Below are 14,509 nucleotides of genomic sequence, written 5' to 3' on the forward strand. Positions count from 1 at the left end.
ACGCGAATTTTCAAAGGCATGATAGTATCTAACGAAAGCATCGTTAGATAGTTAGAATGCTATTCTAGCTGAATTCACTACGTTAATAAATTAAAAAAATGAAAAATATTAATTTGTTGGCATAGAAGCTATTTCGTTACATCAATTTCAATATGAGCTTTACTCAAATACACTTACATCTGCAAACCCATGACGAATAACACTTGGTTGGTCTCCAGAGAGGTCTACAATACTCGTTACATGAAGAGTACCAAATCCACTATCAATAAAAACATCTACTCTTTTTTCTAGTTGTACTTCAATTTCATATGGATCATCTAGAGGGTGTTCATGGTTTGGTAAAATTAGTGTACTGGTCAGTAGAGGTTCACCTAATTCTTTGAGTAGCATCTGACAAATGGTATTTTCAGGCACACGTAAACCAATTGTTTTCTTTTTTGGATGCATGAGTCTTCTAGGGACTTCACTAGTTGCAGGTAAAATAAATGTGATCGTCGATGGGGTATGCGACTTTAATAGACGGTAGGTTGCATTGTTTACCTTTGCAAAATTTGCTAAATGAGATAAATCACTACATAAAATGGTGTACTGATGCTTATCATCGTGTTGACGAATTTGAGCAATTCTTTCCATTGCGGATTTATTACCAATTTGGCAACCAATTGCATACGCAGTGTCAGTTGGATAGATAATTACTTCGCCGTTACGAATTCTTTCCACGGCTTGTTGAATGAGTCTTGGCTGTGGATTGTCGGGATGAACTCTTAAGTGAAGCATTGAGCGACTCCAAATTTTTTCTTGTATTGAATGGCGGTATTATGGCGTCTATATATAGACTTTACCAATAAATTTTTTATTGTCTTACAATATATATTTTTGATAAATAAATCACAATTAATAATTAATTTGTTAAATTTGTATTTAAATTGTCTAAAATATAGATGAATTTCATATTATGTATTAATATAATGTTTTTCAAAAGTTATCGTTGTGGAATTAAGTAAGACGTTTATTGCTATTGGTGGTTTGATTGTTGCGGGTTTAGTTTGGGGGAATAATCTTTATTTTCATTACTCTATGGAAAGTGGATATAGAGACTCATTAAAAGCGATCCCATCCACAAAAATAAATAAAACATTTCATGATAATCTGGTAGGACAGGTTGAGCGCAAAATGGGCTATCCAGAAATTTTTTTTAATATTGGTTTGGATCATTTAAACGATGACTTTTTTCCTAAAACATTGCATGATGAATTGGAAAAGATGTTATGCGATTTTACCCAATTACCTCTAGGTTTAAATATAGAAAATAAGCGTGTGATGAAGTCTCGATTAACTGTGATTGAGAAAGATAAAGTAACGGTTCATTTGAATGTTTATAACCAATATAAAGAGGTTCTATTTAAAGAAACTAAAGTGCTTAAAGGATGTTCAGAGTTTCAAGCACTGAAGAAAAAATATCAATAATAGCAATGGAGGTATCTGTATTTTATAGATACCTAAACTTTAATCTAGCTCACTACGTTGAAATTCGTTCAGTTGAATAAATTGTCCATCACGTGTGACGTGGCAAATATAATAAATAAAATATGCAGCATCTTTAGGTAGAGAAGCTTCTCCTGAAAAGAAAGCGTAAACTTGCTCAAAAACACGATCTTTAAAATCCTTACTGTCACCTGCATTGCCCGTGAGGTTATCAAGCGATACACGGAATTTTCGACCAAATGCTTTTGCAAATAACCATTCAATGGCTTGTGGTTTAATTTCGACTTGTTCGAACAATTTTTGCTGTTCTTGTGTTCGACCATCGGGTGCATACCAATAACCTAAATCTGGAAGTTTTCTTCTTTTTTGACCAGCAATACTCCAGTGACTAATTTCATGTAAGGCACTATTAAAAAACCCATGTGCAAATTGTATGCGTGCAGGGGTTTGATTTTGCGCTGGAAAATACTCAGGTTCATCTTCGCCTTTAATTAGTTTGACATTATGGTGGGAAAACCAATGATTAAAGTGTAAAATAAGCCAATCCACTTGTGATTCTTCACTCGTTAAGGTATGCCAAGGCGACAGCTTTATGTGCGGTACTGGTAGGCAAGAGTCCAAGGTGGTTAGGGTGTGGACAAGTAATGACGAATGAGTCTTAGGTTGCTCTAGCAACGATTGCATGACTTAATTTACCCGATAGTTCTGTCTTAAAGTGGGAAATTGTATCTTAAACTTTGACAGAGTTCAGATGAATTTGTAGAATTGCCGCCTTAATTATGTCAGCAAATACCTTTCCGGCACAAATTGAGCCGTTTAAATGGGCTGAACAGGGCTTTACATGGTCAGGAAATCTGCCCCTGTCTCGCTTTGCTCGAATTGCTCGTGAAGCCATTGGACCAGTTGATCATCAACAGGTTCAAATAAACTGTAAGCTATCAATGGACGCATATTTACGTCTAGTGTGGTTGGATGTACAGGTAGAGACCAAAGTGCCTCTAGAGTGCCAGCGTTGCTTAGGTACTGTGGAAGAACCTTTAGTTTCTGACGTGCATCTAGCGCTAGTGGAAGATGAGTCACTGATAGAGCGCTTGGATGAGGATGCTGATTTCGTCGTTCTAGGTGAAAATGAATCATCAACAAAGGGGTCATTTGACCAACCTGCTGTTGTTGATTTGCTTGCACTGATAGAAGACGAATTGTTATTGTTGTTGCCTTTGTCTCCTAAGCATATTGCTTGTGAGCATAAGCATCAACCTACCGAGCAGGACATTGTCGAAGAAAAACGGGATAATCCGTTTGATGTATTGGCAAGTTTGAAGGGTAAACTTAACTAAAAAGTATGTTATACTCAGAAGTTAAGACAACTATTTTGTTCTGATCCATTTTTTCGTTTTTTGTAAGGAGCCATCATGGCCGTTCAGCAAAACCGTAAAAGTCGCTCTCGCCGTGACATGCGCCGTTCACATGACGCTTTAACCGAGAATGCATTAACTGTAGACCAAGCTACTGGTGAGACTCACCGTCGTCACCACGTAACTAAAGACGGTTTCTACCGTGGTCGTCAATTATTCGCTAAAGCAAGTGCTGAATAATTGAAGATATTAGGCATTTGTCTAATAAAAAAGGGAGCGTTAGCTCCTTTTTTATTGCGTGAAATGTTGTATTTGGCAATTAAAAAGCATAAAAAATAATGATAGATTGCACGTCTTAACTTCAAAAGAAGATAAAAAAGGATTCTTATATGTCTGCTAAACGACTTGAGCAAGCTGCTCAAGCAGAAAGAACGGCATTTGTTTTTCCTGGGCAAGGGTCTCAAAAAGTGGGTATGCTTGCTGAAATTGCTGAGCAATTTAGTGAAGTACGTGAAACATTTGCTGAAGCGTCAGATGCTGTTGGTTTGGATTTGTGGAATATTACACAAACCGGTGAAGGATTGAACCAAACGCAAAATACGCAGCCTGTTTTACTTACAGCAAGTATTGCATTGTGGCGTGTTTGGCTTTCTCTTGGTGGAATTGCACCTAAGTTCCTTGCAGGACATTCATTAGGTGAATATAGTGCTCTAGTTGCAGGGAATGCGTTAACTTTGTCAGATGCTGTGAAATTAGTTCATCTGCGTGGACAGTTGATGCAAAATGCAGTGCCTCAAGGTCAAGGTGCGATGGCAGCTATTTTGGGTTTGGCAGATGAACAAGTATTAGAATTATGTCAGCAAGCCTCACAGACAGGTCACGGTAGTGTTGAAGCTGCAAATTATAATACCAAGGGGCAAGTGGTTATTGCTGGTACTGCAAGCTTGGTTGAACAAGTAATGGCAACTGTAAAAGCACAAAGTGGTAAAGCAATTGCGTTACCTGTGTCAGTACCATCACATTGCTCTTTAATGAAGCCTGCTGCCGAACAGTTTGCAGAAGCTTTGGAACAAACTGCCATTGAGTTACCACATATTCCTGTAATACAGAATGTGAATGCAGCTGCGGCTGAAAATGTTACTCAATTGCGTCAAGCTTTAACAGAGCAGCTCTACAGGTCTGTTCAGTGGACAAATACAATTCAGCTTTTACAGAATAATAACATCGATTTTATTGTAGAGTGTGGTCCTGGTAATGTGCTGAGCAATATGGCGAAGCGTTTACCAAATATTGAAAAAACATTTGCACTTGATACTCAGTCTCGTATGGAAGATGCCCTAAACGCAATTTTAGTGGCGGAAGGAAAAATTGCATGACTCAAGAACAACGTAAAATTGCTTTAGTAACTGGCGCAAGCCGTGGTATTGGTGCTGCAATTGCTGCACAACTTATAAAAGATGGTTTTTTTGTTGTTGGTACAGCAACATCGGAAGCTGGCGCTGAAAAACTTACTGCACAGTTTGCAGAAAGTGGTGTGGGTGCAGTATTAGACGTGCGTGATGCAAGTGCAATTGATGCGCTTATCACTCATATTGAAAAAGAATATGGTTCAGTACTGGTGCTCGTAAATAATGCGGGGATTACACGTGATAATCTTTTATTACGTATGAGTGAAGATGATTGGGATGACATTTTAAATATTCATTTAAAAGCTGTTTATCGCTTATCTAAACGTGTTTTAAAAGGTATGACACGTGCTCGCTTTGGCCGAATTATCAATATTAGTTCTGTGGTTGCACATTTTGCAAATCCGGGCCAAGCAAACTATTCTGCTGCAAAAGCAGGTATTGAGGCATTTAGCCGTAGTTTGGCTAAGGAAATGGGTAGCCGTCAAATTACTGTAAATAGTGTTGCACCTGGCTTCATTGCAACAGAAATGACAGATCAATTAAGCGAAGAAATTCGTAAAAAGATGACTGAACAAGTCGCTTTAGCGCGTCTAGGTGAACCTCAAGACATTGCTGATGCGGTCAGTTTTTTAGCTAGTGAAAAATCTAGTTACATTACAGGTACGGTTTTACATGTAAATGGTGGTTTATACATGGCTTAATGCTGTGCTAATAAACTTTCAATCTTTGTTTTATTCCATTAAACTAACGGCATTTAAAACGCCATAAGCAGTGAGGAGAATTTCCTGTGAGCGATATCGAACAACGTGTTAAAGAAGCAGTTGCAGAACAACTAGGTATGCGTGCTGAAGAAATCAAAAACGAAGCATCTTTCACAGATGACTTAGGTGCTGATTCTTTAGACTTAGTTGAACTTGTTATGTCTTTTGAAAATGATTTCGACATCACTATTCCTGATGAAGATTCAAATGAATTGACAACTGTTCAATCAGCAATTGATTACGTTACTAAAAAATTAGGATAATTCCTATTTTTTAAAAAAGCCACGAAATTCGTGGCTTTTTTTATTTATAGTTAATGGTAATTGTTGCAAGCCCTTGTATCTGACCGGGTTTAATCTGCTCTTGAGTCTGTATATAACGTGCTTTTAATTGCATTTCATAGGTCTGTGTATCATTTGATACGATAGATCCAATTGTATAGTTATAATTATTTCGAATAGCTTCGTTATTGTTGCTCCATAGAAGTTGTAAGTCGACACCTGAAGCAGGTGAGTTGTTTGACGTATTTTTTATTGCTTGAGTATTATATGCAGAGGCTGTGTAATTGAAGTTCACTCCAATCTGATTTTGTTCATTATAGGAGGTGATATTATATCCTCCATTGCATAATACATTAACTTGAAAGTTTTGTTCGCCTTGGATTGAGCCGACTCCGTTAAAGCCGGAGCGAATTGCATCGGCAAGCTTAATCGTCGTATTATTATTTGTAATTAAACAAGAAGAAGATGCAACGGTAATTCCATTAATTGGTAAATCTACTGTTAGTATTGGTTTGTTTCTATAAGTATCTGTATAGTAAACTGCATAACGGCCAGAGCTTAAACCTCCTGACTCAACATCATTTTCAGTTTTAATGATTTCAACTTTAATTAAGCGGGTTTTGTCCAGTGAGTAGTTATAACCAAACAACGGAAAATAATAAAAATATGCATCTATAGATGTACTAAAAGGAAAATTTGTTTGTACACCATCTTCTATTAAAGAAATTCTGATTCCGATGCCTCGTAAATTGGTGGAGTAGATATTATTACCTAAATTGCTTATAGGACGGCGTTGAGAGAGCTCCCCTTGATTTACAAATGAGTTCCTATAGAAGTTACAAGACAAGTAGCTTCCATTTGGAGAGATGGTGTAAGTTTGCTCTTTAAGTACTTGGCCAATAGCATCTGACGGTTTTACAACAATCCGACCCAAAGCAATGTTTTGGCTTACAGTTTGGACTGTGGCACGGCCAGTCCAACCGAATACTCCCCAAGTATACGGTGCACAGGCTGCATAAGCTTGATTTATAAAGCTGGCGAATAGTATAAAAATAAAATATTGGATATAACGAATTATTGACATGGCGACTCAACCATAAACATATTCAGATGACTATTTTCTAGCTGATGCTTTAATGTGTAATGTACATTACATTGATCTGTTTCTTTTTCACCCCATTTAATTTTAATAGTATCTTCGGGTAAAGGGGTGCGTATATAAATGAGACTACCTTGGGCAACCATTCCAACAATCTCACCTTTAGTGTTATAGGCTTGTGCAGCGAAAGGTAAGGGCTGACCATTTGGCATTTTACTGTGAATATAAACAGCATAGCCTTTTTGAGTAGAGAAAATAATTTTAGTAATAGAGCCTGCATATGGTGCAATTCTATAACTGGTTTCTTTCAGCTCTACATTATTTGATGTATTTTCAGGATTAATATAAATATCATTGAGTCGATAAGGATTTAGATAGGGGATAAGAGCATATCCTGACTTATTCACTAGTATGTTTGGGTTGCTATTAATTTTGGCGCCTGTTGCATCAGGGGCATATACAATTCCCATAGTCTGTCCTTGCTCAGGACTAAATAATATGCCATGTTGATGTACGACGACATTTCCACTTAACCCGAGCATTGCCTGTTTATAGCTATCAGATTGCGTATAACTTGAACTTATTGTTGTCAGATCACTTTTATAATTCCCAGTGACTGTATAACTTTTTTGGTTAAAAAGTTTTGCTAATGTCGCACTATAATTTAGCCGATCAGTGATGTTTCCATTCAAACCAAGTGTTTGACTGTCTTCAGAAAAGCTAGCATTGGTATTGACTGTATATCGATTAAATCGAATTGGGAATGCAAAAGTTAATAGGTATTCTGTATTGTGCCCAAGTTTTTGATTTGCATACTGTAATTGTTGGCTAGTCACTGAAAGGGCATAGTTTATACCTTTATAACTATTGTTATATCCAAACTGATATTCTTTATTGGACTGGCGGCTTCCTGAATAGTTTGTCCATAAGCCTGTTAAATAAAAACTCCCAAACTGCTGTGGCAATATTTGATTGATATTAATTTGAAACTGGTTTCTTTGGCTTCCAAGGGTATTTGGGTTTTGCTCTATAAAATATTGAGCATAATCTTTGAATGAAATGGCATCTTTTAGTGTGAAGTAATTGCCATGTAATTGTTGTGATGCCGACAGAGAGAGCTGTGTATTTGTTGGCTCCATAAGTCGATTATAAGTAATATTAAGTAATTCACCAGAAATAGATTTGTTTACTAGCTCATTTGAGTTGTGTGTTAGGTCGACAGAGAAAGCACCTAGCTTTGTAGATAAAGCAGTACCTAAATTTATTGCGTAGAATTTTTTGGAAACTTGTAGGCCACCCGAAGTTGTAAGGTAATTATTTACCCCATATTGTAAAAGACCCTGAGAAAATACCGGTTGGGTATTTAAAGATTTTTCTCTAACTTGACCAATGGTAAAAGAAAACTTCTTTCTTTTTGGTCTTAGCATTTGTACTGAGGCAGAATAAGGAACGGAAAATCTTTGGATATATCCATCAGATTCTAAAATTGAAACATCTAAAGTACCACCAAATCCGGTAGGGTAAAGGTCATTAATTTCAAATGCACCAGGGGAAACAATCGTTTGATAAATGAGTTGTCCACGTTGTCTTACTTCTACCTTTGCATTTGTTTTAGCAACACCATGAATTTGCGGTGCATATCCTAGCATACTGTTGGGAAGCATACGTTCATCGCTAGAGAGGTCTAGCCCTCTATAACCAATCGAATTGAATAAATTCCCTGAAGTAAAGCTATCGCCTATAGTGAATATACTTTGATATTTGGGTATAGCTCTTTGTAAATAAGTATTAATGGGAGTGTAAAGCGTATTCTTATCATTACTCCATTGCCATTGACCATTATGCCGCAGTTGCCATTCATCCAAATTTACGCCTGCAGACAAGCTAATAAAAGCATTAGTCTTTTGAGTTTGTTGAGTTAAATTATTTTTTATTTGGTATGCATTCGCATTGTATGAAAGAAAGCCAGCATTAATCCCATGATCCCATGTATTGGGGTCTACATAATCACGAGCTTTTGTTTGCATTGCAATCTGTGGAATAAAAATATCTAGACGTTGAATCGATGTGTCAAAGTCATAATATGCATTAGGAATCCATTCAGACAATGCAGCACATTGGTGAGATTTTTTATCGTTAATTAAATGTTCTAAGGCAGCATATTTAACATGGTAATTAAGGAGTGTATTTAAAGTAAAGCAAGTTGTTGCATTACTTTGTTTTATTGTAGAGGTAAAATCAAAATTCTGTTTTCCTACCCATTTATTATTTACATAAACATCTAGATTATATGTTCCAGGTAAAATAGGATTGGTATATTTAAATCGAGATATATCAATATTTTTCTTTGTATTCCCCATCAGAAAATTAGTATCAAAATCTGCTTCTTGTGGTAAGTTTTGACTATATACCGAGGTATTAAGTACAAATATTCCAAGTATAATAAAACTAATTTTCTGATTAAGCATAATAGGGAATAAAGATATTAAAACTTAACGTCTTGTTCTGTATGACTACCATAATCATTGATAGTGCTAAAACGAAGTTGTGAAAGTTGTTTAGGATTATCAACACTGTATTCAGAGTATGGTGAAATTAATACTCCTTGAGGTGCTAAATCTAGCTTTCTATTCTCTTTAGAGAAAATAGAGGTAATCGTAATATAAAAGGGGGTTGGGTTTTTGATCGAAATTTTATTGCCTTCATGTGACCAGCTCAATTTCTTTGGAGCATCATTGACATTGTCTTTAATGGATGAAGGACGGTAGATAAATTTAATACGAGATCGGATGGCGAGCTGTAAAAAATTACCTTTTTCTTCCGCCGTTTGTGATGCTGGCTTAGGTGGAATATCAAGAACATTTAACCAAAACAAAGATTCTTGCTGTTGATTCAGTTGATTGCTATTTGGTAAAGCGAGAATACGTAGGGTTTGACTTTTCTGCGGATCGATACGTGCGATTGGTGGGGTAATCACAAAAGGTAGCTGAATCTCATCAGGCGTACTGTTGGGATTGCCATTATCAAGCCAAGATTGAATAAGTGATGGTTGAGCACCTTCATTACTGATTTGTAAGGTTGTTTCCTTACTCTCAGAAGGGAATATAATTCGAGTACCATGCAGAATCACTTCTGCATGGTTGTTCATACTTACCATAGCAGTAAGTATGAAGATAGTTTGCGATAATAGATTTCTAATACGCATTATTATATTATTGATAAATAATAGTATATTGAACACTTGTAGATACATTACCTGATGTTACACCACCAGATTTTGTAAAGTATTCTGCATAGTAATTCAGGTCAGTTTGCCCACCTTGTTCAACGGAAACCCATTGAGAGTTAGTTTGAGCGCTTGTTTTGTCTGTTGCAGTAACAGGAATTACTTGGTTATTACTACCTAAAAGCTGTACTTGAACGTTTGTTGCAGGATTGTCTGTACTGGTGTTATTTAAACGACCAGTAAGATAGTCTACAGTTGGACCTGGTTCAAAATATGTTGCAATGTTACCAGCACTCTTACATTGACTTAAACTAATTTGGAAAGGTGTACGGCCCGCTGTACTGCCTGCTGTTTGAAGTGTTTGCTGAGAAATTGTTGGTAGTGTAACACTTACAGTCTCAGTCGAAATTTTACATGTATTGTCTAGGATCTTACCCGTAATATTAATAGTACCGTCGGCAGCATATGTTGTAACTGTTGTGAACAAGCCTAACGTGAGTGATAAAAGAACCGATTTCTTCATTTTAGTGACCTAATTGTCTTGGGGCTAATAAAACAGAACTGTGACACGAGTCACATTCTAGATGTGTTTAACAAAAACTACAAGATTTAATTAAAAATTATACAGGTTATTTCGTAAACATTACAGAAAATAACCTCGGTTAATTAATAATAGGTCACAGTAACTACATTATTTGAAGTACTTTCAGAAACTATTTTCTTACTGGTAACTTTTTCGCTTGCATTAATATTTGTCGTCGATAAGCATTCATTTTGATTTTCCTTTAATTTTATATTGCATGAATATTCGATAATATTTCCTGCGATATTGATTGTATTTGCTGGGAGTGGTGTGACAGTTATAATTTGGCATATTAAATATAATATTAAGTACTTCATTATTATTACTCTTTAAAGAGCTTATAGTTATTTGATAACAGATATATTGTTTTTCGTATATCATGATTAAGATCATTTATTTTACTATAGTGTAAAATATGTTTTTTATATTTATAGTTGGATGATTATATTGTTGCGGGGAATGGTGGGCATTAAAATAATCGTATATAATAATGCCCGAGTTATTTAGAGGTAGGCGACTTTTACAATCTCATACTCAACCTCTCCTTGAGGTGTTGTAATCTTAGCTTCATCACCCTCATGTTTACCTAAAAGACCACGAGCAATGGGTGAGTTCACAGAAATTTTATTAATTTTAAAATCTGCTTCATCATCACCAACAATTTTATATGTTTTTTGCTCTTCAGTATCTAGGTTCTCAATGGTTACGGTAACACCAAACACAACACGACCATTCTTTTCTAGCTCTGTCACGTCAATGACTTGAGATGCTCCAAGTTTTGCTTCGATATCCTGAATACGGCCTTCGCAGAAACCTTGTTGTTCGCGTGCTGCATGATACTCAGCATTTTCTTTTAAATCACCATGTTCACGTGCTTCAGCAATCGCTTGAATAATACGTGGGCGTTCAACAGTTTTCAGCTGTTGCAGCTCTTTTTCTAACGCAGTTTTGCCTTCAGGAGTCATAGGGTAACGTTGCATGTCGTCCCTCCAAAATAAAAATATATAGGTCTAAAAAATAAAAAGCCCCGCCACCGAGTAGGTGACGGGACCTTTCGGTAATGCGGATTAACTAGTAACGGTTAAATCTTGCAAACGATATACATCCATTGGTAATTTTACAGCAAACGCTTGGCAAACAGCCTCAGCACCGCTAATTGTTGTGGTGTAATACACTTTACCTTGTAATGCAGCACGACGGATAGCAGCAGAGTCAAATTGCGCTTGTTTACCTTCTGTTGTATTAACAATAAGGTGTATTTCGCCATTTTTCAAGCGGTCAACGATATGAGGACGACCTTCAGTCACTTTATTGACACGTTCACATTCAAAACCAGCGTCGGTGATTACTTTGTGTGTACCACCCGTTGCAACTAGCTTAAAGCCATAATCAGCAAACTGTTTTGCAATGGTTAAAACATCTTTTTTATCAGATTCACGAACAGATAAGAATGCATATTTTGTTTCATTTTCTGTAGGTAAACCTGGTAGGCGTTCATTTGAACCTAAAACAGCTTTATAGAATGCTTCACCAAATGTTTCGCCAACACCCATAACTTCACCTGTAGATTTCATCTCAGGCCCAAGCATAGGATCTACACCTTGGAATTTCGCAAATGGGAAAACAGCTTCTTTTACTGCAAAACGCTCAGGAATAATTTCTTTGGTAAAGTTTTGGTCAGCTAAAGAGCGTCCTGCCATACAGCGCGCAGCAACTTTAGCAAGCGAGTCACCAATACATTTAGAAACAAAAGGTACTGTTCTTGATGCACGCGGGTTAACTTCAAGCACGTAAACATCATTTCCTTTGACCGCAAACTGTACGTTCATTAAACCAATTACACCAAGCTCTTTTGCCATAGCGATGGTTTGACGACGCATCTCATCTTGAATTTCTTTAGATAAAGAATACGGTGGAATCGAACATGCAGAGTCACCTGAGTGAATACCTGCTTCTTCGATGTGTTGCATAATACCGCCAATGACTACATTTTTGCCATCAGAGACGCAATCAACATCAACCTCAATGGCTGAGTTTAAAAAGTGGTCAAGTAGTACAGGGGAGTCGTTAGATGCTTGAACAGCCTCACGAAGGTAGCGTTTGAGCTCATCTTCATTGTATACAATTTCCATTGCGCGGCCACCAAGTACATAAGATGGACGAACAACCAATGGATAGCCTACTTTTGATGCTTCAGAGATACCTTCTTCAGCAGATTTTACAATGCTGTTGTTCGGTTGGCGTAGTTGTAGACGCTGAATCATTTGTTGGAAACGTTCACGGTCTTCTGCACGGTCAATTGCATCAGGAGATGTACCAATAATTGGTGTGCCTGCTTCTTCAAGTGCACGTGCCAATTTTAGAGGAGTTTGTCCACCATATTGTACGATCACACCCTTAGGTTTTTCAGTACGAATGATCTCTAAAACATCTTCAAGTGTAATTGGTTCGAAGTATAAGCGATCTGACGTATCGTAGTCGGTTGAAACAGTTTCAGGGTTACAGTTAACCATGATTGTTTCATAACCATCTTCACGCATTGCAAGCGCAGCATGTACACAGCAGTAATCGAACTCAATACCTTGTCCAATACGGTTTGGCCCACCGCCAATCACCATTATTTTTTGGCGATCAGATGGATTTGCTTCGCACTCTTCGTCATAGGTTGAGTACATATACGCCGTACTTGACTCAAACTCTGCAGCACATGTATCTACACGCTTATAAACAGGGTAGATACCTAAATTCCAGCGTTGCTTACGGAATTGCTTTTGTGAAATACCCATTAAGTTTGCAATACGTAAGTCAGATAAACCTTTACGTTTGAATGAACGGATATTTTCAGCAGTTAAATCACCAAAACCAAGTGATTTAATGTGATCTTCAGTTTTAATAATATCTTCGATTTGAATAAGGAACCAACGATCAATTTTGGTTGCTTCAAAGATATCATCTAATGTGAAACCTTGACGGAATGCGTCTGCAACATACCAAATACGTTCAGGGCCTGGAACTTTAAGTTCAAGCATGATTTTTTCTTTGGCATTTGGTGTTGTCGCTTCAATTTTTTCGTCGAAACCGCATGCACCCACTTCAAGACCACGAAGCGCTTTTTGTAACGACTCTTGGAAGTTACGACCAATAGCCATGACTTCACCCACAGATTTCATTTGTGTGGTGAGTACAGGCTCTGCTTGTGGGAATTTCTCGAAGTTAAAGCGAGGAATTTTAGTTACAACATAGTCAATCGATGGTTCGAATGATGCTGGTGTAATGCCACCTGTAATATCATTTTTGAGTTCATCGAGTGTATAACCAACTGCAAGTTTTGCGGCAATTTTAGCAATAGGGAAGCCTGTTGCTTTTGATGCAAGTGCAGATGAACGTGATACACGTGGGTTCATTTCAATAACAACCATACGGCCGTCTTTTGGATTGATACCAAATTGAACGTTTGAACCACCTGTTTCAACACCAATTTCACGTAATACAGCAACTGATGCATTACGCATAAGTTGGTATTCTTTATCTGTAAGGGTCTGTGCAGGTGCAACAGTGATAGAGTCACCAGTGTGCACACCCATTGGATCGAAGTTTTCAATTGAGCAGACAATGATACAGTTATCATTTTTGTCACGCACAACTTCCATTTCATATTCTTTCCAACCGATAAGTGACTCATCGATAAGAAGTTGGTGTGTTGGAGAAAGTTCGAAACCGCGTTCACAGATTTCTAAGAATTCTTCTCGGTTATAGGCAATACCACCGCCAGAACCGCCCATTGTAAATGATGGACGAATAATGACGGGAAAACCGAAACGCGATTGAATTTCTAATGCTTCAGGCATAGATTCGGCAACAGCAGCGCGAGGGCACTCTAAGCCAATTTTTTTCATTGCCTGATCAAAAAGTTTACGATCTTCAGCTTTTTCAATGGCGTCTTTTGAAGCACCAATTAGCTCAACATCGTATTTTTTTAAAATACCGTGTTTATCTAAATCTAATGCACAGTTTAACGCAGTCTGACCACCCATCGTTGGTAAAACTGCATCAGGGCGCTCTTTTTCAATGATACGTTCTACAGTTTGCCAAGTAATTGGTTCGATGTATGTTGCATCTGCCATTGATGGATCTGTCATAATGGTTGCAGGGTTTGAGTTCACTAAGATAACTCGATAACCCTCTTCACGTAATGCTTTACATGCTTGCGCACCTGAGTAGTCAAACTCACATGCTTGACCAATGACAATAGGACCTGCACCAATAATTAAGATGCTTTTAATATCCGTACGTTTAGGCATTATTTCGCT

Annotated in this window: 14 protein-coding genes; 6 read left to right on the plus strand and 8 right to left on the minus strand. The window is 37.3% G+C overall.

Annotation, left to right across the window (positions count from 1 at the left end):
• Positions 1-159 precede the first annotated feature (159 nt).
• On the minus strand, positions 160-777 hold the full coding sequence (locus tag OZX61_RS02920) for an L-threonylcarbamoyladenylate synthase (RefSeq protein ID WP_277095265.1): 618 nt from the start codon (positions 775-777) through the stop codon (positions 160-162).
• 213 nt (positions 778-990) lie between these two features.
• On the opposite strand from OZX61_RS02920, the gene OZX61_RS02925 reads away from it, so the two are divergent.
• Complete coding sequence (locus tag OZX61_RS02925) at positions 991-1,467, plus strand: hypothetical protein (RefSeq protein ID WP_277095266.1); 477 nt, start codon at positions 991-993, stop codon at positions 1,465-1,467.
• 39 nt (positions 1,468-1,506) lie between these two features.
• Here OZX61_RS02925 and OZX61_RS02930 read toward each other — a convergent pair whose 3' ends face one another.
• A complete protein-coding gene (locus OZX61_RS02930) occupies positions 1,507-2,169 on the minus strand; it encodes an elongation factor P hydroxylase (protein WP_277095267.1) in 663 nt (220 codons plus the stop codon).
• A 95-nt stretch (positions 2,170-2,264) separates the two neighbouring features.
• On the opposite strand from OZX61_RS02930, the gene OZX61_RS02935 reads away from it, so the two are divergent.
• From OZX61_RS02935 to acpP, 5 genes are all read left to right on the plus strand, one after another.
• A complete protein-coding gene (locus OZX61_RS02935; RefSeq protein WP_195770663.1) occupies positions 2,265-2,822 on the plus strand; it encodes a YceD family protein in 558 nt (185 codons plus the stop codon).
• Between the two features lie 75 nt (positions 2,823-2,897).
• Positions 2,898-3,080 carry a 50S ribosomal protein L32 gene (gene rpmF, locus OZX61_RS02940; RefSeq protein WP_023273709.1) on the plus strand — a complete coding sequence of 61 codons (183 nt, stop codon included), beginning with the start codon at positions 2,898-2,900 and terminating at the stop codon, positions 3,078-3,080.
• A 149-nt stretch (positions 3,081-3,229) separates the two neighbouring features.
• On the plus strand, positions 3,230-4,216 hold the full coding sequence (gene fabD, locus OZX61_RS02945) for an ACP S-malonyltransferase (RefSeq protein ID WP_277095268.1): 987 nt from the start codon (positions 3,230-3,232) through the stop codon (positions 4,214-4,216).
• A complete protein-coding gene (fabG, locus tag OZX61_RS02950) occupies positions 4,213-4,950 on the plus strand; it encodes a 3-oxoacyl-ACP reductase FabG (protein ID WP_195770661.1) in 738 nt (245 codons plus the stop codon). Before fabD ends, fabG begins: the two co-directional genes overlap by 4 nt.
• Before the next feature lie 86 nt (positions 4,951-5,036).
• Complete coding sequence (acpP, locus tag OZX61_RS02955; protein ID WP_195770660.1) at positions 5,037-5,273, plus strand: acyl carrier protein; 237 nt, start codon at positions 5,037-5,039, stop codon at positions 5,271-5,273.
• Between the two features lie 40 nt (positions 5,274-5,313).
• Here the strand turns inward: acpP and OZX61_RS02960 are convergent, their stop codons facing one another.
• The 6 genes from OZX61_RS02960 to carB form a co-directional block, all read right to left on the minus strand.
• Positions 5,314-6,375 carry a fimbrial protein gene (locus OZX61_RS02960; protein WP_277095269.1) on the minus strand — a complete coding sequence of 354 codons (1,062 nt, stop codon included), beginning with the start codon at positions 6,373-6,375 and terminating at the stop codon, positions 5,314-5,316.
• Positions 6,366-8,858, minus strand: coding sequence for a fimbria/pilus outer membrane usher protein (locus tag OZX61_RS02965; RefSeq protein ID WP_277095270.1), 2,493 nt, complete (start codon positions 8,856-8,858; stop codon positions 6,366-6,368). The genes OZX61_RS02960 and OZX61_RS02965 overlap by 10 nt, the downstream gene beginning before the upstream one ends.
• 17 nt (positions 8,859-8,875) lie before the next feature.
• A complete protein-coding gene (locus tag OZX61_RS02970) occupies positions 8,876-9,595 on the minus strand; it encodes a fimbria/pilus periplasmic chaperone (RefSeq protein WP_277095271.1) in 720 nt (239 codons plus the stop codon).
• Between the two features lie 7 nt (positions 9,596-9,602).
• Positions 9,603-10,139, minus strand: coding sequence for a fimbrial protein (locus OZX61_RS02975; protein ID WP_277095272.1), 537 nt, complete (start codon positions 10,137-10,139; stop codon positions 9,603-9,605).
• Positions 10,140-10,702: 563 nt separating this feature from the next.
• A complete protein-coding gene (gene greA, locus OZX61_RS02980) occupies positions 10,703-11,179 on the minus strand; it encodes a transcription elongation factor GreA (protein WP_195770655.1) in 477 nt (158 codons plus the stop codon).
• A gap of 87 nt (positions 11,180-11,266) precedes the next feature.
• Positions 11,267-14,500: a carbamoyl-phosphate synthase large subunit gene (carB, locus tag OZX61_RS02985; protein ID WP_195770654.1), complete on the minus strand. Its 3,234-nt coding sequence runs from the start codon at positions 14,498-14,500 to the stop codon at positions 11,267-11,269.
• Positions 14,501-14,509: the final 9 nt, after the last annotated feature.

It is taken from the genome of Acinetobacter sp. ESL0695, from assembly GCF_029392135.1.
Taxonomy (GTDB): Bacteria; Pseudomonadota; Gammaproteobacteria; order Pseudomonadales; family Moraxellaceae; genus Acinetobacter; species Acinetobacter pollinis.